The 24,401-nt window shown below is 70.6% G+C and carries 27 protein-coding genes; 4 read left to right on the forward strand and 23 right to left on the reverse strand.

Translation table 11 applies throughout. The features are described from left to right. Position 1: 1 nt before the first annotated feature. Both K206_RS0116350 and K206_RS0116355 read left to right on the forward strand, forming a co-directional pair. Positions 2–652: an amino acid ABC transporter permease gene (locus K206_RS0116350; RefSeq protein ID WP_020203468.1), complete on the forward strand. Its 651-nt coding sequence runs from the start codon at positions 2–4 to the stop codon at positions 650–652. Between the two features lie 14 nt (positions 653–666). Next, a complete protein-coding gene (locus tag K206_RS0116355; protein WP_020203469.1) occupies positions 667–1,461 on the forward strand; it encodes an amino acid ABC transporter ATP-binding protein in 795 nt (264 codons plus the stop codon). Between the two features lie 11 nt (positions 1,462–1,472). Here the strand turns inward: K206_RS0116355 and K206_RS0116360 are convergent, their stop codons facing one another. Beyond that, positions 1,473–2,297, reverse strand: a complete 825-nt coding sequence (locus K206_RS0116360) for an SDR family oxidoreductase (protein ID WP_020203470.1) — start codon at positions 2,295–2,297, stop codon at positions 1,473–1,475. A 100-nt stretch (positions 2,298–2,397) separates the two neighbouring features. On the opposite strand from K206_RS0116360, the gene K206_RS0116365 reads away from it, so the two are divergent. Continuing rightward, entirely contained in the window at positions 2,398–3,396 is a 999-nt protein-coding gene (locus K206_RS0116365; protein ID WP_020203471.1) for a GlxA family transcriptional regulator, read from the forward strand. 17 nt (positions 3,397–3,413) lie between these two features. Here K206_RS0116365 and pip read toward each other — a convergent pair whose 3' ends face one another. From pip to poxR, 16 genes are all read right to left on the reverse strand, one after another. Further along, on the reverse strand, positions 3,414–4,373 hold the full coding sequence (gene pip, locus K206_RS0116370; protein WP_029043711.1) for a prolyl aminopeptidase: 960 nt from the start codon (positions 4,371–4,373) through the stop codon (positions 3,414–3,416). 81 nt (positions 4,374–4,454) lie between these two features. Beyond that, complete coding sequence (gene dmpG, locus K206_RS0116375; RefSeq protein WP_020203473.1) at positions 4,455–5,525, reverse strand: 4-hydroxy-2-oxovalerate aldolase; 1,071 nt, start codon at positions 5,523–5,525, stop codon at positions 4,455–4,457. Between the two features lie 23 nt (positions 5,526–5,548). Next, complete coding sequence (locus tag K206_RS0116380) at positions 5,549–6,493, reverse strand: acetaldehyde dehydrogenase (acetylating) (RefSeq protein ID WP_020203474.1); 945 nt, start codon at positions 6,491–6,493, stop codon at positions 5,549–5,551. A gap of 20 nt (positions 6,494–6,513) precedes the next feature. Beyond that, positions 6,514–6,705 (reverse strand): 2-hydroxymuconate tautomerase, encoded by a 192-nt coding sequence (locus tag K206_RS0116385; RefSeq protein ID WP_020203475.1) that lies wholly within the window; start codon positions 6,703–6,705, stop codon positions 6,514–6,516. Between the two features lie 115 nt (positions 6,706–6,820). Continuing rightward, positions 6,821–7,609: a 2-oxo-3-hexenedioate decarboxylase gene (gene dmpH / locus K206_RS0116390; protein ID WP_020203476.1), complete on the reverse strand. Its 789-nt coding sequence runs from the start codon at positions 7,607–7,609 to the stop codon at positions 6,821–6,823. A 31-nt stretch (positions 7,610–7,640) separates the two neighbouring features. After that, on the reverse strand, positions 7,641–8,435 hold the full coding sequence (gene dmpE / locus K206_RS0116395; RefSeq protein WP_020203477.1) for a 2-oxopent-4-enoate hydratase: 795 nt from the start codon (positions 8,433–8,435) through the stop codon (positions 7,641–7,643). A gap of 35 nt (positions 8,436–8,470) precedes the next feature. After that, on the reverse strand, positions 8,471–9,925 hold the full coding sequence (locus K206_RS0116400; protein ID WP_020203478.1) for a 2-hydroxymuconic semialdehyde dehydrogenase: 1,455 nt from the start codon (positions 9,923–9,925) through the stop codon (positions 8,471–8,473). 51 nt (positions 9,926–9,976) lie between these two features. Further along, positions 9,977–10,909, reverse strand: coding sequence for a catechol 2,3-dioxygenase (locus tag K206_RS0116405; protein WP_029043713.1), 933 nt, complete (start codon positions 10,907–10,909; stop codon positions 9,977–9,979). Positions 10,910–10,972: 63 nt separating this feature from the next. After that, positions 10,973–11,278, reverse strand: coding sequence for a 2Fe-2S iron-sulfur cluster binding domain-containing protein (locus tag K206_RS0116410; RefSeq protein WP_020203480.1), 306 nt, complete (start codon positions 11,276–11,278; stop codon positions 10,973–10,975). A 14-nt stretch (positions 11,279–11,292) separates the two neighbouring features. Continuing rightward, positions 11,293–12,363, reverse strand: a complete 1,071-nt coding sequence (locus K206_RS0116415; RefSeq protein WP_020203481.1) for an NADH:ubiquinone reductase (Na(+)-transporting) subunit F — start codon at positions 12,361–12,363, stop codon at positions 11,293–11,295. A gap of 27 nt (positions 12,364–12,390) precedes the next feature. Continuing rightward, positions 12,391–12,750: a phenol hydroxylase subunit P4 gene (locus K206_RS0116420; protein ID WP_020203482.1), complete on the reverse strand. Its 360-nt coding sequence runs from the start codon at positions 12,748–12,750 to the stop codon at positions 12,391–12,393. A gap of 40 nt (positions 12,751–12,790) precedes the next feature. Beyond that, complete coding sequence (locus tag K206_RS0116425) at positions 12,791–14,305, reverse strand: aromatic/alkene/methane monooxygenase hydroxylase/oxygenase subunit alpha (RefSeq protein WP_020203483.1); 1,515 nt, start codon at positions 14,303–14,305, stop codon at positions 12,791–12,793. 43 nt (positions 14,306–14,348) lie between these two features. Further along, positions 14,349–14,657, reverse strand: a complete 309-nt coding sequence (locus K206_RS0116430; RefSeq protein WP_020203484.1) for an MmoB/DmpM family protein — start codon at positions 14,655–14,657, stop codon at positions 14,349–14,351. A 10-nt stretch (positions 14,658–14,667) separates the two neighbouring features. Next, positions 14,668–15,660: an aromatic/alkene monooxygenase hydroxylase subunit beta gene (locus K206_RS0116435; protein ID WP_020203485.1), complete on the reverse strand. Its 993-nt coding sequence runs from the start codon at positions 15,658–15,660 to the stop codon at positions 14,668–14,670. A gap of 62 nt (positions 15,661–15,722) precedes the next feature. Further along, positions 15,723–15,926, reverse strand: coding sequence for a phenol hydroxylase subunit (locus tag K206_RS0116440; RefSeq protein ID WP_020203486.1), 204 nt, complete (start codon positions 15,924–15,926; stop codon positions 15,723–15,725). Positions 15,927–16,341: 415 nt separating this feature from the next. Next, a complete protein-coding gene (poxR, locus tag K206_RS0116445; RefSeq protein ID WP_020203487.1) occupies positions 16,342–18,048 on the reverse strand; it encodes a phenol degradation transcriptional regulator PoxR in 1,707 nt (568 codons plus the stop codon). A 225-nt stretch (positions 18,049–18,273) separates the two neighbouring features. Here poxR and K206_RS0116450 point away from each other — a divergent pair, with 225 nt between their 5' ends. After that, complete coding sequence (locus tag K206_RS0116450) at positions 18,274–19,230, forward strand: patatin-like phospholipase family protein (protein WP_020203488.1); 957 nt, start codon at positions 18,274–18,276, stop codon at positions 19,228–19,230. 119 nt (positions 19,231–19,349) lie between these two features. On the opposite strand, the gene K206_RS0116455 is transcribed toward K206_RS0116450, so the two are convergent. The 6 genes from K206_RS0116455 to K206_RS0116480 form a co-directional block, all read right to left on the reverse strand. Further along, complete coding sequence (locus tag K206_RS0116455) at positions 19,350–20,048, reverse strand: SDR family NAD(P)-dependent oxidoreductase (protein WP_043366818.1); 699 nt, start codon at positions 20,046–20,048, stop codon at positions 19,350–19,352. 66 nt (positions 20,049–20,114) lie between these two features. Then, positions 20,115–20,831: an ABC transporter ATP-binding protein gene (locus K206_RS0116460; protein ID WP_020203490.1), complete on the reverse strand. Its 717-nt coding sequence runs from the start codon at positions 20,829–20,831 to the stop codon at positions 20,115–20,117. Beyond that, complete coding sequence (locus K206_RS0116465; protein WP_020203491.1) at positions 20,812–21,546, reverse strand: ABC transporter ATP-binding protein; 735 nt, start codon at positions 21,544–21,546, stop codon at positions 20,812–20,814. Before K206_RS0116465 ends, K206_RS0116460 begins: the two co-directional genes overlap by 20 nt. Positions 21,547–21,559: 13 nt before the next feature. Then, a complete protein-coding gene (locus K206_RS0116470; RefSeq protein ID WP_020203492.1) occupies positions 21,560–22,582 on the reverse strand; it encodes a branched-chain amino acid ABC transporter permease in 1,023 nt (340 codons plus the stop codon). Between the two features lie 13 nt (positions 22,583–22,595). Beyond that, a complete protein-coding gene (locus K206_RS0116475; protein WP_020203493.1) occupies positions 22,596–23,480 on the reverse strand; it encodes a branched-chain amino acid ABC transporter permease in 885 nt (294 codons plus the stop codon). Between the two features lie 93 nt (positions 23,481–23,573). Then, the coding region (locus K206_RS0116480) for an ABC transporter substrate-binding protein (protein ID WP_020203494.1) at positions 23,574–24,401 on the reverse strand (828 nt) is incomplete at its 5' end.

Consider the following 24,401-nt stretch of genomic DNA (forward strand, 5'->3'; position numbering starts at 1 on the left):
CATGGTTGAATTTTCCTTGTGGGACGTGCTGCGCAACCTGCTGCTGGCGCTGCGCTGGACCGCGGGCCTGTCGCTGATCGCGTTCGCCGGCGGCGGCGTGGTCGGGCTGCTGTTGCTGGTCGCGCGCTTCACGCGGCTGCCGGGCGCGGCCACCGGCATCGCCGGCTACGTGCAGGTGTTCCAGGGCGTGCCGCTGCTGATGCAACTGTTCCTGACCTACTTCGGGCTCGCGCTGCTGGGCATCGACACCTCGGCGCTGCTGGCCGCCGCGCTGTGCCTGACGCTGTACACCAGCGCCTACCTGACCGAGATCTGGCGCGGCTGCGTCGAGGCCATCCCGCGCGGGCAATGGGAAGCCTCGGCCAGCCTCGCCATGACGCCGTGGCAGCAGCTGCGCCACGTGATCCTGCCACAGGCCGCGCGCATCACCGTGGCGCCGACCGTGGGCATGCTGGTGCAGGTGGTGAAAGGCACCGCGCTGGCCTCGGTGATCGGCTTCGTCGAAGTCACCAAGGCCGGGCAGATGATCGCCAACGCCACCTTCCAGCCGTTCGTGGCCTACGGCGGCGTGGCGCTGCTCTACTTCGCGCTGTGCTTTCCGCTGTCGGCCTGGAGCCGGCACCTGGAGCGGCGCCTGAAAACCAACGCATGAGCCGAGCGCACACGATGCCGACACCTGACGAATCCACCACCGCCGCGCCCCCTTCCACCCCTTCCGCACCGTTCGCCCTGGTCGACATCCGCGGCCTGCGCAAGCGCTTCGGCGAGCACGAAGTCCTCAAGGGCATCGACCTGCAGATCGGCCGCCGCGAGGTGATCTGCATCATCGGCCGCAGCGGCTCGGGCAAGAGCACGCTGCTACGCTGCATCAACGGCCTGGAGAGCTTCCAGGACGGCACCGTCAGCGTGGACGGCCAGCCGCTGCGCCAGGGCGACCCCAGGGCCATGCGCGAGCTGCGGCAGAACGTGGGCATGATCTTCCAGGGCTTCAACCTGTTCCCGCACCTGAGCGCCGGGCAGAACGTGATGCTCGCGCCCACGCTGGTCGCCGATGTGCCGAAGGCCGAAGCCCGCCGGCGCGCCCGGGCCCTGCTCGAGCGCGTCGGGCTGGGCGAGAAGTTCGACAGCCATCCGGACCGGCTCTCCGGCGGCCAGCAGCAGCGCGTGGCGATCGCGCGCGCGCTGGCGATGGAGCCCGAGGTCCTGCTGTGCGACGAAATCACCTCCGCGCTCGACCCGGAGCTGGTCGGCGAAGTGCTCGGCGTGGTCGAGGCGCTGGCCGCCGACGGCATGACCCTGGTCATGGTCACGCATGAAATGCAGTTCGCGCGCAAGGTCAGCGACCGCGTGGTCTTCATGCACGACGGCAAGGTGCACGAGATGGGCCCGCCGCAGGCGATCTTCGGCGAGCCCCGCACGCCCGAGCTCAGGCAGTTCCTGTCGGCGTCGCACGGCGCCTGAACGGCGCCGCCTCAGGCCGCCGCGGCCTTGAAGCGCGCCGCCGGCTCGCTGCGCGACAGGTTCGGCCCCAGCGCCGCGCGCGCCGCCTCGAAGGCCTGCCAGTCGGCCGCCTCCGGCAGCGACGGTATCGTGACCACTTCGCCCTGGTCGAAGCCGGACAGCGATGCGTCGACCATGTCCGCGGCGCTCATCACCCACGCTTGCGGCAGGTTGTCCACCGAATGGCCCGCGACTTCCCAGAAGTCGGTGCGGGTGGCGCCGGGCAGCACCGCCTGCACGCGCACGCCGCTGGCGGCCAGCTCATGCTGGAGCGACTGCGTGAAGGCCAGCACGAACGCCTTCGAGCCGCCGTACACGCCGTTGAGCAGTTCGGGCGCCACCGCCACGATGGAGGCGATGTTGATGATGGCGCCGGTGCCGCGCGCCACGAAGGCCGGCGCCACGGCGTAGGTCAGGCGCGTGAGCGCGGTCACGTTGAGCGCGATCATGGCTTCCATCTTGTCGACGTCCGACTGCAGCAGCGGAGCCGCCGCGCCGATGCCGGCGTTGTTGACCAGCAGGGTGATGCTGGCGTCCTCGCGCAGCAGCGTTTCCAGCCGGCGCACGTCGGCGTCGCGGGCCAGGTCCGCCGCGACCACTTCGACCGAGCGGCCGGTCTCGCTGGTCAGGCGCCCGGCCAGCGTGTCGAGCCGCTCGCGGTTGCGCGCCACCAGGATCAGGTCGTAGCCGCGCCGGGCGAGCCGGTCCGCGTAGATCGCGCCGATGCCGGAAGAGGCGCCGGTGATGAGGGCCGTGCCCCGGTGGGATTGGTCTGCGGTGGTTTGGGTGGTTGCCATGAGGGCTCTCCGTTGTCGCTGCCGGCCCGATTGCCGGTCATCACGGAAGCAAGATTAGGCGTATAGTCCGATGGCGCCAATGTCATAGATGCCACCTTTCATGCCATCGCCCACCTTGCTGGCCGGCCGCGCCCCGCTGCGCACCGGCATCGTCGTCTATCCCGGCTTCCAGGCCATGAACCTGGCCGTCACCACGGTGCTGGAATTCGCCAACATCACCGCCGGCCGCGCGCTCTACGAGGTCGTGCTGCTGTCCGAGCACGGCGGCCCGGTGCCCACCTCGGGCGGCTTTTCCGTCACCACGATGCCGCTCGACGACCAGCCGTTCGATACCGTGCTGGTGGTCGGCGACAACGACGTCCAGCCCACGCCGCCGGCGCTGACCGCGTTCCTGCGGCGGGCCGCGCCGGCCGCGCGCCGCATCGGCGCCACCTGCACGGGCGCCTTCAACCTCGCCGAGGCCGGCCTGCTCGACGGCCGCCGCGCCACCACCCACTGGTTCTACGCCGCGCGCTTCCGCCGCGCCTACCCCCGCGTCAAGATGGAGGAAGACCGCATCTTCATCATCGACGGCCCGGTCTGGACCTCGGCCGGCATGAGCGCCTGCATCGACCTCGCGCTGGCGCTGGTGGAAAAGGACGCGGGCGCCGAGATCGCGCGCCAGGTGGCGCGCAAGCTGGTGGTCTACCACCGCCGCGCGGGCGGCCAGTCGCAGTTCTCCGCGCTGCTCGAGCTGGAGCCCAGGTCCGACCGCATCCAGTCCGCGCTGGACTACGCGCGCCAGCACCTGCACGAGGAACTGTCGGTGGAGCAGCTGGCGCAGGCCGCGCATCTCAGCCCGCGCCAGTTCAGCCGGGCCTTCCGCGAGGAAACCGGCCAGACCCCGGCCAAGGCGGTGGAACACCTGCGCGTGGAGGCCGCGCGGCTGATGATGGAGTCCGGGCGCCACCCGATCGACGTGGTGGCGCGCGACACCGGCTTCGGCGACCGCGAGCGCATGCGGCGCGCGTTCCTGCGCGCGTTCGGCCAGCCGCCGCAGGCGATCCGGCGCATGAACCGCGCGGAGGCCGAGGCGCAAACCGAAGCGCAAGCCGCCTGACCGGTTCGCCGCCGGCGCTAGCCGCGGCTGGCGGCGAACCGGTCCGTGGCCGCCACCAGCTGGTCGAGGATGCCCGGCTCCGACCACGCGTGGCCGGCCCCTTCGACCAGATGGAAATCGGCGCCGGGCCAGGCCCGGTGCAGCGCGTAGGCATGGCGCGCCGGGCACGGCATGTCGTAGCGGCCATGCACGATCACGCCGGGAATGCCGGCCAGCCGGTGCGCGTCGCGCAGCAGCTGCCCTTCTTCCAGCCAGCCGCCGTGCACGAAGTAGTGCGTCTCGATGCGGGCGAAGGCCAGCGCGAAATGCCCGTCGCCATGCGTGGCGGAGAACGCCGGATCGGGCAGCAGCGTGATGGTCTCACCCTCCCACAGACTCCACGCCCTGGCGGCCTCGATCTGCTTGTCGCGGTCGCTGCCGGTCAGCAGCTTGCGGTAGGCGCCCAGCATGTCGCCGCGCGCGGCCTCCGGCACCAGCGCCTGGAAGCGCTCCCACTTCTCCGGGAACATCTCCGACACGCCGAACTGGTAATACCAGTTCAGCTCCGCCTTGCTGAGCGTGTAGATCCCGCGCAGCACCAGTTCGCTGACCCGCTCCGGGTGGCGCTGCGCGTAGGCCAGCGCCAGCGTCGAGCCCCACGAGCCGCCGAACACCAGCCAGCGCTCGGCGCCGGCCAGCCGGCGCAGCCGCTCGATGTCCTCGACCAGGTGCCAGGTGGTGTTGGCCTCCAGGCCCGCGTGCGGCGTGGAGCGGCCGCAGCCGCGCTGGTCGAACAGCAGCACGTCGTAGCGCGCGGGGTCGAACAGCCGCCGGTGCTCGGCCGAGATGCCGCCGCCGGGCCCGCCGTGCAGGAACACCGCGGGCTTGCCGCCCGGCGTGCCGACCCGCTCGTAGTAGATGACGTGGCCGTCGCCGACGTCGAGCGTGCCGCTCGCGTAGGGTTCGATCGGCGGGTAGAGCGTGCGCAGTGCGGTCATGTCGGGTTCGTCGAGGTTCAAAGGTTGCCTGCACGGGATTGTAGACCGCCGCCCCGCCCTCCGCCCTCCGGCCCTCCGGGGTCAGGCCGCCGCGCGCGCGCCCCGCCCGTCGCGGCGCGCCGCCAGGTCCAGCGCCACGTCGACGATCATGTCTTCCTGGCCGCCCACCATGCGGCGCCGGCCCAGCTCCACCAGGATGTCGACGGTCTTCAGCGCATAGCGCGCGGCGGCGGCCTCGGCGTGGCGCAGAAAGCTCGAATACACCCCCGCGTAGCCCAGCGCCAGCGTCTCGCGGTCCACCCGCACCGGCCGGTCCTGCAGCGGCCGCACGATGTCGTCGGCGGCATCCATCAGCGTGTACAGGTCGCAGCCGTGGTCCCAGCCGAGCCGGCTGGCCGCGGCGATGAACACTTCCAGCGGCGCGTTGCCGGCGCCGGCGCCCATGCCGGCGAGGCTGGCGTCGACGCGGTCGCAGCCCTCCTCCACCGCGACGATGGAGTTGGCCACGCCCAGGCCCAGGTTGTGGTGCGCGTGCATGCCGGTCCGCGTCTCGGGCCTGAGCACGTCCTTGAACGCGCGGAAGCGCTCGCGCACGTCGTTCATGCCGAGCGCGCCGCCCGAGTCGACCACGTACACGGTCTGCGCGCCGTAGCTTTCCATCAGCCGGGCCTGCTGCGCCAGCGCGGCAGGCGTGGTCATGTGGCTCATCATCAGGAAGCCCACGGTGTCCATGCCGAGCCCGCGCGCGTACTCGATGTGCTGGCGCGAGACATCCGCCTCGGTGCAGTGGGTGGCCACGCGCACCACGCGCGCGCCGGCGTCGAAGGCCGCGCGCAGGTCGTGCACGGTGCCCACGCCGGGCAGCAGCAGGGTGGCGATCTTCGCGTGGCGCACGGTCTCCGCCGCCGCGGCGATCCATTCGAGGTCGGTATGCGCGCCGAAGCCGTAGTTGAAGCTGGAGCCGGCCAGGCCGTCGCCGTGCGCGACCTCGATCGAGTCCACCCGCGCGGCGTCCAGCGCGGCGGCGATGCGGCGCACGTCGCCGAGGCCGTACTGGTGGCGGATGGCGTGGCTGCCGTCGCGCAGCGTGACGTCCGAGATGTAGAGCTTCTTCCCGCCGGCCGGCGTGGATGGCGTGGCTTGCTGGTCCATGTCTGTCTCCGTGGGCGCGGCGCTCATGCCGCCAGCCGCGTCTGCGCCAGGCGCTCGGCGCAGGCAAGCGCGGCGCTGGTCATGATGTCGAGATTGCCGGCATAGGCCGGCAGGTAGTGCGCGGCGCCCTCCACCTCGAGGAAGATCGAGGTCTTGAGCCCGCTCGTCGGGCCCAGGCCCGGGATGTTGAGCGGCGCGGCGGGGTCGATGCGTTCGAACTGCACGCGCTGCTTGAGGCGGTAGCCCGGCACGTAGGCCCGCACGGCGGCGGCCATCGCCTCGATGCTGGCCTCGATCGCAGCCGGGTCGCCGTCCTCCGACAGCGTGAATACCGTGTCGCGCATCATCAGCGGCGGCTCGGCCGGGTTCAGCACGATGATGGCCTTGCCGCGCGCGGCGCCGCCCACCGAGCAGATCGCCCGGCTGGTGGTCTCGGTAAACTCGTCGATGTTGGCGCGCGTGCCCGGCCCGGCCGAGCGGCTGGAGATCGACGCCACGATCTCCGCGTAGTGCACGCGCGCCACGCGCGACACCGCCGCCACCATCGGGATGGTGGCCTGCCCGCCGCACGTCACCATGTTGATGTTGCGCGCCTCAAGCTGCTGGTCGAGGTTGACCACCGGCACCACATAGGGCCCCAGCGCGGCCGGCGTGAGGTCGATCACCTGCACGCCGTGCGCGCGCAGGACCGCGTCGTGGCGCGCGTGGGCGCCGGCCGAGGTGGCGTCGAAGACGATGCGGATGTCGCCGAAGCCCGCCATCCCCACCAGCCCCTCGATGCCCTCGGCGGTGGTGGGCACGCCCAGGCGGGCGGCCCGCGCCAGCCCGTCCGAGGCCGCGTCGATGCCGGCCATCGCGCCCATCTCCAGGTGCCTGGCCTGGCGCATCACCTTGATCATGAGGTCGGTGCCGATGTTGCCCGAGCCGAGGATGGCAACCTTGTGCCTGCCGCTGGCTTTCGTGTCCATGCCGGTTCTCCTTCGCCGCCTCAGCGGCCCAGTTCCTTCGCGGTCTTGCCGGCGATGCCGAACTGCGTGTTCGGCACCTCGGTGATCATCACGCGCACGCTTTCGACGGGCGCGCCGATCGATTCCACCGCGGCATCGGTGAGCGCGCGGATGAGGCGCGCCTTCTGTTCTTCGGTCCGGCCTTCGATCAGGAAGACTTGCATGATGGGCATGGTGCTTGGCTCCGGTTGGATGTTGGATGTTGGATGTTGAATGTCGTGTGTCGTACGTCGGGTGCGGGACGCGGGCGCCGCCCGCGGCCGGGCATGGCCGCGCGCCCCGCCGTGCTCAGGCGAAGCGCATCGATACCGTGCCCAGGTGCTGGTAGCGCGCCGTGATGCAGTCCCCCGGCGCCACCGCGATGGCCTCGGTCACGCCGCCGGTCATGATAAAGGTGCCGGCCGGCAGCGCGCGTCCGCGCGCGCCCAGCATGTTGGCCAGCATCGCCACGCTGCTGGCCGGATGCCCCAGCACCGCCGCGCCGGCGGCGGTGGCCACCACCTCGCCGTTCTTCTCCAGCACCACGCCGAGGTTCTTCAGATCCAGCCCCCCGGCGCGGCGGTGCGTGCCGCCGGCGACGAAGCGCGCCGACGAGGTGTTGTCGGCGATCACGCTCTTGAGGTCGAAGCGGAACTGCTCGTAGCGCGAATCGATCACCTCCACCGCCGGCAGCACGAAGTCGGTGGCGGCCAGCACGTCGCCGATATGGCAGCCGGGCCCGCGCAGCGGCCGCCGCAGCACGAAGGCGATCTCCGCCTCCACCTTGGGGTGGATCAGCGCGGCGGTGTCGATGACGCCGCCGTCCATGCACGCGCCATAGTCGGTGAGAAAGCCGTAGACCGGCTCGGTCACGCCCATCTGGCGCATCTTGGCGAACGAGGTCAGGCCCATCTTGAGCCCGGCCACGCGGGTGCCGCGCGCCTCCTTGCGCGCGCGGATCGCGTCCTGGATGGCGTAGGCGTCGTCCCAGTCCATGCCGGGATGGGCATCGGTGATCTTGCGTACCGGCTCGCGCTTGAGCTCGGCGTCTTCCAGCAGCCCGGCGAGCTGCGCGATGGTGTCTTGGGTCAGGTTCATGGCGGATTCCGGAACGGCAGGCAAACGGGGTTCACACGAAGCGCACACCGGCCGAGCCGATGCCGCCCAGGCTGATGCGAAGCTGGTCGCCGGCCTTGACCGGCACCATCGCGGCCAGCGAGCCGGACAGGATCACCTCGCCCTGCTTCAGGCCCAGACCCAGGCGCCCGAGCGTGTTGGCCAGCCACGCCACCGCGTTGGCCGGATGGCCCAGCGCGGCCGCGCCGGCGCCGGTGGCGACGATCTCGCCGTTCTTCTCCAGCGTCATGCCCACGGTGCCCAGGTCCAGCCCGCACGGGTCCACCGCCGCGTCGCCGAGCACGAACACCCCGGACGAAGCGTTGTCCGCCACGGTGTCCTGGATGCGGATCTTCCAGTCGCGGATGCGCGAGTCGACGATCTCGAAGCACGGCAGCACGCAGGCGGTGGCGCGCAGCACGTCGGCATTGGTCACGCCCGGCCCTTCCAGGTCCGCCTTGAGCACGAAGGCGATCTCGCCCTCGGCCTTGGGCGCGATCAGCGTATCGGCGGCGATCGCCGCGCCGTCGCCGTGGACCATGCCCGACAGCAGGTGGCCGAAGTCCGGCTGGCGCACGTCGAGCATGTCCATCACCACGCGGCTGGTCACGCCGATCTTCTTGCCCACCACGCGCTCGCCGGCGTCGATGCGATGCCGCACCATCGCGAGCTGGATGCGGTAGGCGTCGTCGATGGACAGGCCCGGCCAGGTTTCGGTCAGCGGCGCCAGCGGCGCGCGCGCGCGCAGCGCCCGGTGCAGGCTGGCGCCGGTCTCGCGGATCTGCGCCTCGGTGAGCTTGTCCTTCATCGTCTCGTCTGGTTTGTCGTTGCGCATGGCCGGCCTCACAGCTTCACGCAGATATTGCGCAGTTCGGTGTAGAACTCCAGCGAATGCACCCCGCCCTCGCGGCCGATGCCGGATTGCTTGGCGCCGCCGAAGGCGGTGCGCAGGTCGCGCAGGAACCATGCGTTGATCCAGCAGATGCCCACGTTGAGCGCGCGGCCCATGCGGTGCGCGGTGCCGAGGTCGGACGTCCACACCGTGGCGGCCAGCCCGTAGGGCGTATCGTTGGCCAGGCGCACCGCCTCTTCCTCCGTGTCGAACGGCGCGATATGGCAGCACGGCCCGAAGATCTCCTCGCGGATCACGGCGGCGTCCTCGGGCAGGCCGGTCCAGATGGTGGGCTGCACCCAGGCGCCCTCGGCCAGCGCGCCCGGCATCGGCGGCACGCCGCCGCAGGTTACCACGGTGGCGCCGGCCTCGGCCGCCTTGCGGTAGTACGACAGCACCTTGGCCTGGTGCTCCTTCGATACCAGCGGGCCCATGCCCACGCCCTCGTCGGCGGGCCGGCCCAGCCGGAGCGCCTCCGCGCGGGCCTTGAGCGCGCCGACGAAGCGCGCGAAGACCGGCCGCTGCACGTAGACCCGCTCGGTGCCCAGGCAGACCTGGCCGCTGTTCTCGAAGGCCGCGCGCGCGATGCCGGCCACCGCCTTGTCGAAGTCCGCGTCGGCGAACACGATGCCGGCGTTCTTGCCGCCCAGCTCGAACGAGACCGGGCGCACGCCGCTGGCCGCCGCCTTCATGATGGCCTCGCCGGTGCGCGTCTCGCCGGTGAAGGTGATGCCGTCGACGTGCGGGTGCGCGGTCAGGAAGGCGCCCGCCGAATCGGGTCCGAAGCCGTGCACCACGTTGTAGACGCCCGGCGGCACGCCGGCCTCGTTCATCACCTCGCCGAGCAGCGTGGCGGTGGCGGGCGTCTCCTCCGACGGCTTGACCACCACGGTGTTGCCGCAGGCCAGCGCCGGGCCGACCTTCCACGTCATCAGCAGCAGCGGCAGGTTCCACGGGCACACCACGCCGATCACGCCGCGCGGCGCGCGCACCGCGTAGTTGACGGCCTCGCCGCCGTCCGGCGTGGACATGGCGAAGCTCTCCGTGGGCACGTTCCGGATGAGGTCGGCGAACACCTTGAAGTTGGCCGCGCCGCGCGGGATGTCCACGTGGCTGGCCAGCGCGAGCGGCTTGCCGGTGTCGGCGATCTCGGCCTGCAGGAAATCGTCGAAGCGGCGCTCGATGCCGTCGGCCACGGCGTGCAGCAGCGCCACGCGCCGCGCCGCGTCCATGCGGCCCCACGGCCCGCGCAGCGCCTGCCGCGCCGCCGCCACGGCGGCATCCACCTCCGCCTGTCCGGCCTCGTGCACGTGGCCGATCAGGCTGTTGTCGACCGGGTTGCGGTCCTCGAACCGGCGCGCGGTGCCGACCCACTCGCCGTTGATGAAGTTCTTGAATTCTTTCATGTTGGTCTCGATGGTTGTGGCCTCGGATGCGTGGGCGGGCAGCCGGTCTGCTCAGGTCAGCACGTTCAGGAACGCATCGTTCAGCTTGCGGTCGTGGTAGAAGATCGCGCGCCCGAGCTCGTTGTCGGTCCAGGTGATCGTGGGCTTGTCCGGGTAGTGGATGTAGCCGCCCGAGAACACTTCGTTGCGGTTGCCGGAGGGGTCGAAGAAGTAGATGGTGGCGCCGCGCGTGATGCCGTGGCGCGTGGGGCCGATGTCGAGCGAGACGTCTTTCTTGGAGATGATGTCGGCGGCCTTGAGCACCTCGCCCCAGTTGTCGAGGGTGAACGACGCGTGGTGGAACTTGTTCTTCTCCGGGTGGCGGATGAAGGCGATGTCGTGCGCCTTGTTGGAGCAGGTCAGGAACGCGCCGATCATGGTCCGGTCCGGCCCCGCCACCACTTCCTCGGCCAGCGCGAAACCGAGCACGTCGCGGAACAGGCGCACGGTGCCGTCGAGGTCGTCGCCGTACAGCAGGCAGTGGTCGAAGCGGCTCGGCGCCATGCCGCGCAGGTCGTCGGGCCACGGGTCGGGGTTGCGGTCGCCGGTCAGGCAGCCGAGCTTGTCCTTGTCGGCGAACAGCTCGATCGCGTGGCCGGTGGGAATGGTGAAGCGAAAGCGCGCGCCGGTGCGCGGATGCTCGCCGGCGGCGATCCACTCGCAGCCGGTGGCCAGACCGGAGCGCTCGACGTCCCGCGCCAGGCGCTCCAGCGAGTGGCCGCTGTCGACGCGGAAGCCCATGTAGTCCATGCCCGGGCTGTCGGCCTCGCGCAGCACCACGCTGTGGTGGTCGTGCTCGTCCCACGCCTTGAGGAAAACGCGCCCCTGGCCGTCGCGCGCGGTTTCGATCAGCCCGAGTACATCGATGTAGTGCCTGAGCGCCGGCTCCAGCTCCAGCACGCGCAATGCCACGTGCCCCGGGCGCAATACGCCTGTCAATGCCATGTCTGTCTCCTTGATGATGGGTCCGTCTTCGTCCTGCCGCGTTTGACCGCCGCGGCTGCGTCTTCAGCCGCGCCGCGCCAGGCAGCGCGCCAGCAGCGCCACCGGCCGCAGGCGGATGTCGCTGTCCGGGTAGGTCTTGCAGGCCAGCACCAGCCCGCTGCCCTGCTCCGCTTCCGACAGGCAGGCGCGGCTCATCTTGCCGGTGCGGTAGCGGCCCGATTCGATGCGCACCTTGCACACCCCGCAGCCGCCGCCGCGGCAGCCGGACGGGATGCCGCGCCGGCCCAGCGCTTCCATCGCGCGCAGCAGGTTCTGTTCCGGCGCGCACGGGTAGCACTGCCCGCTGCCGGCGATCTCCACGTTGTGCATGGCCGCGCCTTTCGTCAGATCCTGAACAGCGGGCTGCGCGCGCTGTCCCGCGCGTCGCCCGCCGAGAGGAATGTCTCGGTGTGGATGTCCGCCTCGAACAGCCGCCCCTGCATCAGCGTGCGGATGCAGGCTTCGATCATCGGCGGCGGCCCGCACAGGTAGGCCTTGTGGCCGCGGAAGTCGGCGTGCTCCGCGGAACCGGCGTACAGGCCGCGCAGCACCTCGTGCACGTAGCCGCGCGCGCCGTCCCAGCCGCTGCCGGCCGGCTCGTCGGACAGCGCCGGCACGTAGCGGAAGTTGGGATGCGCCCGCGCCAGCGCGTGGAACTCGTCGTGGTAGTACAGCTCGGCCCGGTCGCGCGCGCCCTGCACCAGCGTGAGTGGCAGCGTCTCGCCGGCGGCCAGCAGGTCGAGGATCATGGCGCGCGGGCTGGACAGGCCGGAGCCGCCGGCCAGAAAGATCATCGGCGCGCGCGCCGAGCCGCGCACGAAGAAGCGGCCGTAGGGCGCGGAGAAGCGCAGCTCGTCGCCCACCGCCAGCCGCTCGTGCAGGTAGCCGGTGGCCTGCCCGCCCGGCACGCGCCGCACGTGCAGCTCGACCAGCTCGTCGCCGGGCCGGCTGGCCAGCGAGAACGCGCGCGGCTGGTCGCAGCCGGGCACGTGCAGGTTGAGGTATTGCCCGGCCTGGAAGGCGGCGGCGCCACCGTCCTTCACGCGCAGCCAGATGCCGCGGATGGTGGGCGTGAGCGCGCGTGTCGCCACCACCTCGGCGCGGTAGTCGGCCAGCGGCAGGCCGAGCGAGTCGGCGTCTTCCTCGATGTCGGCCTCGATCACCAGGTCGGACTGCGCGGTGGCGCAGCACGCCAGGCACTGGCCGTTGTCGCGCTCGAAATCCATCAGCGCGAAGCCCGAGGCCGCGCCGTGCTCGAACTCGCCGTCCACCACCTGCACCTTGCAGGTGGCGCACAGGCCGTGGCAGCACGCATGCGGCAGCCACACGCCGCCGCGCAGGCAGGCGTCGAGCACGGTCTGCCCGGGCGCGATGGGGATGGTCTGGCCGATCGGCTCGATGGTCAGTGCATACATGTCGGTTCTCCTCGCGGCCCGCGCCGCTCAACTGCCGCTGCCGCCGATACCGTCCAGCCCCGGCGTGCGGAAGCGGATCACGTCCTTGTGGCCGAGGCCGTTCTCTTCCAGCGTGCGGTCCAGGTCCGGCTCCCACGGCACGCCGCCGCGCAGCCACTCCACGCGGCGCCAGTCGATGCGGGCGAAGTCGGGGTGGTAGCCGTAGATGCCCGGCAGCACGTTCTCCACCACGTCGCGCAGGCGCGTGGCGGGCGGGAACGGCAGGCAGTGCGGCGCGCAGAACAGCAGGTGGCGGTCCCAGCCGACATAGAGCAGCCGGTTGCCGTGGAAGGCGGCGGCGCGGTCGGCGGGCTCGAATTTATAGGGGCCGATGGATACGACGGGCATGGTGGTCTCCTCGCTGTGTTCGTTCTTGCCGGCGGCGCGCTCAGGCGGCCGCGCCCGGCACGCCCTTCCAGGCGTTCCAGTTCCGCTGGTCCTGCGAGCCCTCGAAGTCGAGGTTGTCCGCGCCGGCGTCGAGGCGATACCACTTGAGCACGTCCCCGAGCGCGGCGCCGCCGCAGTTGCCCTGGTAGATCTGGTGCACCGGCAGCCAGGCCTGCGCGTATTTCTCCGGCTCGCCGTCGAAGATGTCCTTGCAGCCGTCCGAGCAGAAGTGGAACTTCATGCCGTGGTAGCTGCTCTCGCGGTAGCAGGTCTGGGTGGGGTCGTCCGGCTCGGAGAACACCATCGGGATCTGGCAGGTCTGGCACAGCATCGGCAGCGTGCCGTTGTAGAAGCGCTCGCCGGCCTGCTGGCGCTCGCGCCAGTGGTCCAGGCGCGGCTTGTAGTAGCGCTCGAAGGTGTCGGGGTACTTCTGCGCCAGCCACGCCATCTCGTCGGGCTTGGGGATCCACGTATGGAAGCCGGCGGCGGCGGCGTAGTTGTAGAAGGTGCCCCACGCTTCGTGCGTGATGCGGTCCTTGGTGCGGGTGGCGGCCTCGTGGTGCTTCGGCATGCGCAGGCCGTAGCGCTCCAGATCGCGGAACAGCGCGCCGCCGGCCTGCTCGAAGTACATCTCCCAGGCCTCGGCCCACGACATCACGCGGCGCGGCAGCATGTAGTCCATCATCATGCCGACCAGCGTGAGCAGGCGGAAGCCGCGCCAGAACCATTTGTCCAGCCACTTCTGCAGGATGGGGATGTTGCCGGGGTCCTGCTGGCACAGGAACTTCACCACTTCCAGGCCCAGCGTCATGTGGCGCGACTCGTCCGACTGCGCCGAGAAGCCGAACGTCACCGTGGCCATGTCGCCGTTGTAGGCCGCGCCCGACATGAAGGGCATGAACAGCAGGTTGGTCAGCACGTACTCGAACGAGAACGAGATCGCGGTGATGAACTCGAACGGCCCCGCGCTCATGGCGTCCTCGAAATACGACTTGGGCACCGACAGGTACCAGACCCGGTCATGCATGTGGCGCCATTCGCCGAAGCCGTGGAAATACTTGTTGTAGACCGACATCGTGTGCAGTTGCGTCTGCGCGTGGCGCAGCTCGTCGACGGACTGCATCTGCGCCGCCACGCGCGCGCCGGCGCCGCGGAAATGGCGCCCGAGATGGGCGTAGCCGCGGTGCGCGGCGTACTCCAGCGGCGTCACGCCGGTCAGGAACAGGCGCAGCGCGTTCAGGTAGCGCGGGTCGGAGACGTTGAGGTGGCCGTTGTTCTGCACGAAGGAGTCGATGATCGCGTACAGCTTGCGCTCCTTCTCCGACTGGTATTTCCAGTAGGCGTCCATCGTCATGCGGAACGGGTCTTCCCACTGGTCCCAGTCGTGGATCTTGATGCCCTCGTACTTGTCGTAGGGAAAGACCTTGTCCATCGGCTCGTAGGTGGTCTCCCAGCCGAGGTCGCGCGTCATCGTCGCGTATTTCTCGCGCAGGTTGAGCTTCTTGCGTGCGTCCATGATGTCTCCGTTATGCTTGCCCGCCGCCGGCGCGGCGGTGAATTCAGTCGTTCCAGCGCAGCGTGAAGGCGTCGTCGTCCTCGTCGATGTTGCCGCACAGCGAGATCAGGTTGAGGTGGATCTCCTGCAGGTCCCAGTCGCGGCCGAGCTTGTCCGAGACCAGCGCGCGCACGATGGTGAGGTGCCCCGGCGCGTCGATCTTCACCATCGCGGGAAAGCGCGACACCACGGCGTGCGGGTTGGCCTCGGTGATGGCGTCGATGATGGGGCGGGTGTCGTCGTTGCTCTGCAGCGCGATGTAGACGTTGGAGACGTTCGAGACGTTCGAGACGTCGGCAGTGTTGGCGGTCATGGCGCGCTCCTCAGTCCAGGCCGAGCTTGCGCAGGCGCACGTCGAACTGCTCCAGGCACAGCGCCACGGCCTGCTCGCCGCCGGCGCCCAGCAGCGTGTCCGCCACCGGCACCAGCGCGGCGCCGGCCTGCGCGCGCGCGCCGCGCGCCCAGCCCGCCAGCAGCGCGCGGTTGGCCTCCGACTCGGCCGCCGCGGTCTGCACCACGGCGTCGACCCAGCGCGCGTGTTCCTCGCGCCAGTCGTTCATGAACTCGGTCAGCACCGCCAGCCCGGTGCCGCAGGCGCGCGCGATGGCGGCGTCGGCGTGCTGGTACACCAGCGGATAGAGCAGGCCGTCGAGCACCAGGTTCTGGGTGACGAAGGTCTCGAACCAGTCCTCGATCACGAAGCTGTGCTCGACCATGCGGCGCAGCGGCTGCCACGCCGGGCTGTCCAGCCAGGCCACCCTGGCGCGCTCCAGCGCCGCGCCGGTATTGCCGTCGAGCAGCATGCCGATGCGCGACAGGTACTGCGCGATGCCGAGCCGGTCCATCGCGCAATAGGTGCAGGCCTGCGTGATGGCGGTGCCCCAGCCGTAGTCGGCGCAATAGAAATTGTTCATGTTGGCGCCCCACTCCACGTGGCGCAGCGGCAGCAGGCCGTCGGCCAGGCGCTCCCGCCACTCGGCCGGCAGCGCCTGCAGCAGGCCGCGCTTTTCCACGAAGGCGAAGCTTTTCTCGGTGGCGTCCTGCTGGCGGCCGCGCGCGCCGACGTAGGCGCCGTAGTAGTACTGGCGCGGGTCCTTGAGCGCGTACCAGTCCGCCATGACGATGGCGGTGCGGCTCTTGTCGTAGAGCGCGTGGCCCGGGTCCCAGGTGGGGCGGTAGTGGAAGTTGACCTCCGACTGCACGTCGTAGGTGGCCTCCTGGTAGCGCGACGCGGGCTTGTCGCCGAAGCGGCGCGCCACGTGGCCGTAGGTCTGGCGCAGCGGCTCGATCTGCCGGGTCTTGATGTCGACTTGCATGGCTGGGTCTCCTGGGTCCTGCTGTTCTCGATGTTCCTGGTGTTCCGGTTTCGGGCGGGCGCTCAGGCGTCCGGTTCAGGTGGGAGGAAGCGCACGCGGTTGACGCTGCAGAACGCCTCGAACATCGGCTCGGGCATGATCAGCTCGACGTTGAGCTCGGGGTCCGCCACGCAGAAGGCGAACTGCACGAAGCCCGCCGGCGTGCGGCCGTCCACGCGCACGTAGCGCGGCACGGCTTCGAACAGGGGGACCGACTGGTTGATCATGGCGCGCTCCTCGGGTTGGCTGGCACGGAGCTCCATTGCGAAGAGCGTGCCAGCCGGCGCGAAGCACGGCGGCGCAAGGGCCGGCGGCCCGGAGCGCGGCGTTGCCCGCGCGTTTACCCGCACGGGAGCGGCGGCGGCGCGTCGATGAATTGATCAAGCCCGCGGCCGGGCTTGATCAAATGGTGAAAAGCCGCGTGGGGCGGGCGTTTGCGGGCGGCGCGCGCGGGCTGTGCGCCGCAACAGGCGGCGCCGCGCGGGACAGCGCGAACGGTGGCGCGAACGGGGAGGAACGCGGCATGCGCCGCAGCAAGCCGCGCCGGGCGGCCGCGCGGCGCGCCGCGGGGGATGGATCAAATGGTGAAAGCGCGGCCGGGCACGTGGCAAGGCACGCGCCGGCCACGTGGACCGGCCCGTCTCAGTTGCCGCGGCCGCCGCGGTTCTTCCAGCGGTAGGCCAGTTGCGGCCGGGTGATGCCGAGCAGGCGCGCGGCCTGGCTCAGGTTGCCGTCGGCGCGCGCCATCGCGGCCTCCATCAGCACGGTCTCCACGTCGCCCAGCGCGAGCTGCTGCTCGGCCATGTGGTCGAGCAGGCCGTGCACCGCCGCTTCGCGCAGGGCCGGCAGCGTGCCGCCGGCGCCCAGGCGCGGCGCGGTGTCCATGCCGGCCTGCGCGCCCGCGGGCAGGAACAGGTGGTCGGCGGAGATCAGGCCGCCGTTGCCGGCCAGGATCACGCCGCGCTCGATCACGTTCTCCAGCTCGCGCACGTTGCCGGGCCAGTCGTGGCGGCGCAGTTCGGCCAGCGCGCGGTCGGTGATGCCGACGATCTTCTTGCCGTGGCGCGCGCCGCAGCGGGCCACGAAGCGCTCCGCCAGCAGGCGGATGTCGTCGAGCCGCTCGCGCAGCGGCGGGATGGTGACGGGATAGACGTTGAGACGGTAGTACAGGTCCTTGCGGAAGGTGCCGGCCTTGACCGCCTCGGCCAGGTCCACGTTGGTGGCGGCCACCAGCCGCACGTCCACGCGGCGCGGCGCGGCGCCGCCCACGCGCTCCACCTCGCCTTCCTGCAGCACGCGCAGCAGCTTGGACTGCGCCGGCAGCGACAGCTCGCCCAGCTCGTCGAGGAACAAGGTGCCGCCGTGCGCGCGCTCGAAGCGGCCCGGGCGCGACTGGTGCGCGCCGGTGAAGGCGCCCTTGTCCACGCCGAACAGCTCGGACTCGACCAGCTCGTCGGGGATCGCCGCGCAGTTGACCGCCACGAAGGGCTTGTCGGCGCGCGCGCTCACGCTGTGCAGCGCCTGCGCGAAGCGCTCCTTGCCGACCCCGGTCTCGCCCAGCAGCAGCACCGTCACGTTGCTGGCCGCGGCGCGCTGCAGCAGGCCCCAGGCGGCGCGGAACCCGGGCGAGCAGCCCACCAGGTCGGCGGGCTTGCCGTCGCCGCGCTGGAGCGCGCGCAGGTGCTCGACCTCGCTCTGCAGCTCCAGGATGGTCTCGATCACCGGATCGGGCTGGTACAGCGCCAGCACCGCGGCGCCGTCCTCCCACGCTTCCAGCGGCTTGCCGACGATGCGGCAGTGCGCATGGCCGCAGGCCACGCACTCCACCTCGCGGTAGAGAATGGTGCGGCCCATCAGCGCCGAGGTGTAGCCGGTGGCGTAGCCGATCTGCATCCAGCACGCGGGCGCGTCGACGATGCCGAACAGCTGCCGGTGCACGTCGCCCTCGAACGAGTCTTCCCACAGGAACTCGCCGTCGTAGATGCCGGCGGCGATGTCGATGTCCACCTTGACCGGCGTCACCCGCACCACGCCTTCGATGGTGTGCAGGCAGGGCCCGATCTCCAGCAGCCCGAAGTCGCTCTGGTTGGGCCGCAGCTTCTTGGCCAGCTCGGCGTCGCGCAGGCCGGAATGGAAGCCCATGCGCATGAACAGGCCGCGCGCGCGCTCCATGCCCAGCGTATCCACCAATTCCTTGCGCAGCGCGCCCAGCGACGCGGTGTGCAGCAGGATCATGCGCTGCTCGTCCAGCCAGATGGAGCCCTCCTCCATCGCGAAACGCAGGCGGCGGGCGAGATTGGCCAGGCCATCGCGCATGGTGGCCGAGAATTTGTCGGTCGAACTGCTCATCGTCTCCTCTCCTGGCGGCCGGAAAAGCAGGCGCGCCCGTGCTTTTTCCGGCACGGTACGCACATTATGTGCCATCGCTGCCGCCCGCCGCGCGCGACGGCTGTCCAGCCGGCCCGATGTCGCCTATGCTGTCCATTGCAGGCGTGCCGGGCCGGTCCCGGCCTGATTCCCGATTCCCGGTTGCCTCTTCCCGATTCCCGGCGTTGTTGCTCTGCACCACGAGACATGGAAAAAACCGCATTCGTCTTTGCCGGCGGCGGCAGCCTCGGCGCTATCGAGGCCGGCATGCTGCGCGAGCTGGTGGCCTGGGGCATCAAGCCCGACATGGTCATCGGCGCCTCGGCCGGCGCCATCAACGGCGCCTATTACGCCTGCAACCCGCACGCGGCGGGCACCACCAGGCTCGAATCGCTGTGGCGCGGCCTGCGCCGCGCGGAGGTGATGCCGTGGTCGTGGCGCAGCCTGTTCGGCATGCTGCGCGGCCAGCGCGGCCATCTGGTGGAGTCGCACGCGCTGCAGCGCCTGCTGTCGCGCCATTTCGGCGACATGCCGCTGGAGCAGGCCGAGCTGCCGCTGTACGTGGTCGCCACCGACATGCAGGACGGCGCGGAGGTGGTGCTGTCCTCGGGCAGCCTGGTGCAGGCGGTGCTGGCCAGCGCCGCCATCCCCGGCGTGTTTCCGCCGGTGCGGCTGGGCGGGCGCACGCTGATCGACGGCGGCGTGGCCAACAACACGCCGGTCTCCACCGCCATCCGGCTGGGCGCCACGCGCGTGGTGGTGCTGCCGGCCGGCTTCGCCTGCGCGGCCCGGCGCGAGCCGCGCGGCCCCATCGACCATGCCTTCAACGCGCTGTCGCTGCTGGTGGCGCGCCAGCTGGTGCAGGACCTGGAGCGCTGGGCCGGGCACGCGCACATCTCGGTGGTGCCGCCGCTGTGCCCGCTCGACGTCTCGCCCTACGACTACACCCAGTGCGGCACGCTGATCGACCGCGCCGCGGCGGCCACGCGCGCGTGGCTCAACGCGGACGGCCTCAACAGCCGCCACATCCCCGGCGCGCTGACGCCGCACTCGCACGACGAGGCCAACCCGAGCTGCGATTTCGATCCGCGGCAGGCGGCCATGCACGTGCACGAGGCCGCGCCCGGCCACGCGCCCCACTCGCACGCCTCCGCGCCGCCGTGATCCGGCTTCGGTATCGGTGAACTGCCCGGACGGCGCGCCGCGCGGCGCTCAGGCCGGGGCTGACGTGGCGGGGCTGCGGGAAAGCGGCATCCCGCGGCCCGTCGCGGCGCCGGGCGGCATCAGGCGATGCCGAAGCCCCCGTCCACCGGCAGGATCACCCCGGTCACGTAGCCGGCGTCCTCCGAGCACAGGAAGCGCACCACGCGCGCCACGTCGCGCGGCAGGCCCCAGCGGCGCATCGGCAGGCGCGCCATGATGGCGGCGCTGCGCTCGGGGTTGTCGAGCGCGCCGGCCGACAGGCGCGTGCGGATCCAGCCCGGCGCCACCGCGTTGACGCGCACGCCCTGCGGCGCCAGCGCCGCGGCATAGGAGCGCGTCAGGCCGAGGATACCGGCCTTGCTGGCGGCATAGGCCGGGTTGTTGGCCGAGCCGAAGTAGCTCCACATCGAGGCGATGTTGACCACCGCGCCGCGCGCGCGCACCAGCCGCTCCTGCAGCACGCTGGTCAGGATCTGCGAGCCGTTCAGGTTCACGTCGACCACCGCGCGGAAGCCCTCGGGCGTGAACTCCCGGCCCTCGTGGCGGATGATGCCGGCGGCGTTCACCAGCACCGCCACCGCGTCCAGGTCCGCCGTGGCGGCGCGCGCGGCCTCGGCCGAGGTCACGTCGAGCTGGCGGAAGGCCAGCCCGTGCGGCAGGTCCGCGTCGGCGTCCATGCCGAGGCAGACCACGCGCATGCCCGCCGCGTGCAGTTCCTCGGCGATGGCGCGGCCAATGCCGGTGCCGCCGCCCGTCACCACTGCTACAGCTTGTTCCATCTTTCCTGACTCCTCTTGGTTCTCGTGCTGGTTCTTGTGTTGGTTCCCGGTGCGGCCGTCCATGCGCTAGACGCCGAGATAGGTTGCCCGCAGATGCGGATTGGCCAGCAGTTCCCTGCCGGTGCCCGCCAGCGCGATCGCGCCGCTCTCGATCACGTAGCCGTAGTCCGCCATGTCCAGCACCTGGTTGACGTTCTGCTCGATGACCAGGATGGCGAGGTCGCGCTCCTTGAGGCGGCGGATGCTGTCGAACAGCCGGTCGACCATGATCGGCGCCAGCCCCAGCGACGGCTCGTCGAGCGCCAGCACGCGCGGCATCGCCATCAGCGCGCGCCCGACCGCGAGCATCTGCTGCTGCCCGCCCGACAGCGTGGAGGCGGCCAGCTTCTGGCGCTCCTCCAGGATCGGGAACAGTTCGAACACCTCGCGCAGGGTCTGCGCGCGGCGCGAGCGCGCGCGCGGGTTGCTGGCGCCGACCAGCAGGTTCTCCAGGATCGACATGCCGAGGAACAGCTGCTTGCCCTCGGGCGACTGCACGAAGCCTTCCAGCACCACCTCGTGCGGCGCGAGGCCGCCGAGGTCCTTGCCGTTCAGGCGCACGGTGCCGCGCTTGCGGCGCAGCAGGCCCGAGACCGTGCGCAGGAAGGTGGTCTTGCCGGCGCCGTTGGCGCCGATCAGCGCCGTGATCGAGCGCGGCGCGAGCGACAGGCTCACGCCGCGCAGGATCTGCTGCTCGCCGTAGCCCGACCAGATATCGCTGACTTCAAGCACTGGCGCCGACATAACCGTCTCCGAAATAAGCCTTGAGCACCTCGGGCATCTTCACCACCTCGGCCGGCACGCCGTCGGCGATCAGCCGGCCCTGCTCCATCACGATCACGCGGTCCGACAAACCCATGATCACCTTCATCACGTGCTCGACGATCAGCACCGTGATGCCGCGGTCGCGCACCTTGCGCACCAGCTCCACCATCTCGCCCGCCTCGCTCGGCGTGGCCCCGGCCACCACTTCGTCCATCAGCAGCAGGCGCGGCTGGGTGGCCAGCGCGCGGCCCAGTTCGAGCTTGCGCTTGTCGAACGCGGTGAGGTCGTTGGCGTCGGTGTCGGCGCGCTGGGCCAGGCCCAGGAACTCCAGGCAGGCATAGGCTTCGTCGCGCACGCGCGCGCGCCGGGCGCCGCGCGCGAAGCCGCCGACCATGACGTTCTCCAGCGCGCTCAGCCCGCCGAACGGCTTGGACAACTGGAACGTGCGGGCGATGCCGCTGGCGCAGATCTGGTACGGCTCGCAGCCGCGGATCTGCTTGCCGCCGAACAGGATCTCGCCTTCGTCGGCCTTGATGAAGCCGGCGATCAGGTTGAAGGCGGTGGTCTTGCCGGCGCCGTTGGGGCCCAGCAGGCCCAGGATCTCGCCGCCGCGCACGGAGAACGACAGGCGGTCCACCGCCTGCAGGCCGCCGAAGCGCTTGGAGATGGATTTCACTTCCAGCAGGTTGCTCATCTCTTGGTCCTCCCTAGGCCTTGCGCGCCGCGGGCGCGTCCACCGTGGCGGCGCGCCGCGCGCGCGGCCGCAGCAGGCGTTCGAGCGCGCCGACGATGCCCTTGGGGAAATACAGCACCGCGCCGATCAGCACCAGGCCGTAGATCACCAGGTCCAGCCCGAGGAAGCGCCCCGCGAAGTAGGTCCGCGCGAGCTCGGAGACCGGATGCAGCACGAACGCGCCGAGCACCGGGCCGATGATGGTGCCCTGCCCGCCGACGATGGCCATCACGGCGGCGTCGATCGACAGGTCCAGGCCCATGTTCCGCTCCGGGTTGATGTAGCGGAAGAACTGCGCGTAGAAGGCGCCGCCCAGGCCGGTCATGAAGGCGCTGATCGCCAGCGCGATGAGCGGATACCGCGTGGTGCTCACGCCCACCGCCTGCGCGGCCGCCTCGTCGCCGCGGATGGCCTTGAGGTAATAGCCCAGGCGCGAGCGCTCCAGCGCCAGCGTGGCCAGCAGCATCGCCACCAGCATGGCCAGGATGATGTAGTAGTACGGCACCTTGCCGTCGAACTGGAACGCCGCCCAGCCGCCGGCCGACGGCGGGATCACCAGCCCCTGCGCGCCCTTGAGCGGGATGCCGAGGAACTCGTCGGTGTTCTCCACCCAGATCCGCACGATCTCGGCGAAGGCGATGGTGGTCAGCGTGAAATACGGCCCCTTGAGCTTGAACGTGGGGTAGCCGATGCACACCGCCAGCAGCGCCGCGGCCAGCCCGCCGGCGCACATGCCGAGCCACGGCGACAGGCCCAGCCCGGTAAACAGCAGCACCGTGACGTAGCCCGCGCTGCCGGCGAACACCGAATGCCCGAGCGAGAGCTGGCCGACGTAGCCGCACACGAAATTCCACGCCGACGCCATGTAGGCGAAGTACAGCACCATGACCAGCGAGTGCAGCACGTAGCTGTCCTTGACGAACAGCGGCAGCACCAGCGCGGCGCACAGCAGCGGCATGCCCAGCACCAGGTTGATATTGGTCCTTGACGACTTCATGCGGTGGCCTCCTTCATTTGCGGCCGAGCAGGCCGTTGGGCCGGACCAGCAGGACGACGATGAACAGGCAGAACGAGAACACCGACGCGGAGGTCGCGGTCACGAACTGCGAAGCGAACGATTCGAAGATGCCCAGCACGAGGCCGCCGAGCAGCGAGCCGGGGATCGAGCCGATGCCGCCCAGCACCACCACCAGGAAGGACTTGATGCCGAAGCCCAGGCCGGTGGACGGCGACACCGACAGGAACGGCACCAGCAGCGCGCCGAACAGCCCGAGGATGCCGGCGCCGATGCCGAAGGTCACGTTGTAGACCCGCCCGACGTTGATGCCCGACAGCGCCGCCGCCTCGCGGTTCTGCGCGGTGGCGCGGATCTTGCGCCCGGTGTCGGTGCAGCGCAGCCAGTAGGCCAGCCCGGCCGACACGGCCACCGCCGCCGCGCACGCGATCAGGCGCGGCACGTTGACCGGCAGCCCGCCGATGTCGACCGAGCCGCTCAGGGTGTCGGTGGTCACCGTGCGCACATCGGGGCCGAAGCTCATCAGGATGGCGTTGTCGATCACCAGGAAGATGCCGGTGGTGAGCAGCAGGGCGCCGAGCGGCTCGACCACCATCGTGGTCTCGCGCCGGAACAGCGGCGCGATGACCACGGCCTGCGTGAAATAGCCGAGCAGGAACAGCACCGGCACCGTCACCAGCGCCGTGGCATACGGATGGATGCCGAACACCGACCAGATCAGGTAACTGAGATACATGGCGAGCATCAGGAAGGAGCCATGCGCGAAATTGATCACCCTCAGCACGCCGAAGATGAGGCTCAGGCCCAGCGCGATGCCCCCGTAGATCCCGCCGAGCAATACGCCGTTGACCACGGCGTAGGCCAGAATGATTGGGTCCATATACCTACCTCGATTGGGCACGGCCGGCCGCGGCCGCCGTGCGGGATGTGACGGTCCGGCAGCCACGCCGGACCGTGCGACTGCGTGCCCGCCTCAGCGCGCCGCCGGCGCCGGCAGCGGCCACACCGGCTTGACGCCGGCCAGCCGGTTCTCCATCGGCCAGATGGTGCGGCGCTCGCCGTTGAGGTTCTGCGAGATCACGCCGTGGGCGTAGGTGTTCTGGCCCTGGTCGTCGAACTTGATGCGCTGGTAGCCCGTCACCAGCGCGGGGCCGCTGGTGATGTCGGTGGCGGCCAGCGCGGCGCGCAGCTTCTCGCGGTCGGCGGAGGCGGCGCGCTCGAGCGCGTCCTTGACGATGTAGACGTTGGACATGCCCTGCGAGCCGTAGGAATTCATGCCGTAGCCGAGCGCCGCCTTGAACTTGGCGTCCGCGGCGACGATGGCCGGGTCCTTGGCCGCGCGCATGATGTCGACCTGGAAGTCATCCTGCACGAACATGTACTCGACGGCCTTGGGCGACACCGCCTTGTAGAAGTTCGGGTCCTCCGAGCCGCCGCCCACCGAATGCACGCCATAGGGAATGTAGAGGCGGCTCTCCGCGAGCTGGCGCGTGAACAGGATGTGGTCGGGCGTGTAGGCCACCACGATCAGCGCGTCCGGCTTCGCGCTGCGGATCTTCAGCAGCTGCGCCGAGAGATCGGTCTGGTTGGGCGGATACGACTCGTCGAGCGAGATCGCGTAGCCGCGCTCCTTGACCAGCTTCTTGATGTTGGCCGCGTGCGAGCGGCCCCAGTCGGTGCCCTCGTAGAACAGCCCGATGTTCTTCGGCCCCTTGCCGGTTTCCTTCTTGAGCAGGTCGAGCGCGTCGATCTGCTCGCGCGCGTCGTAGATGGCCTTGTTGTTGGGGCGGAACACGTACTT

It is taken from the genome of Cupriavidus sp. WS, assembly GCF_000395345.1.
In the GTDB taxonomy this organism is placed as follows: domain Bacteria; phylum Pseudomonadota; class Gammaproteobacteria; order Burkholderiales; family Burkholderiaceae; genus Cupriavidus; species Cupriavidus basilensis_B.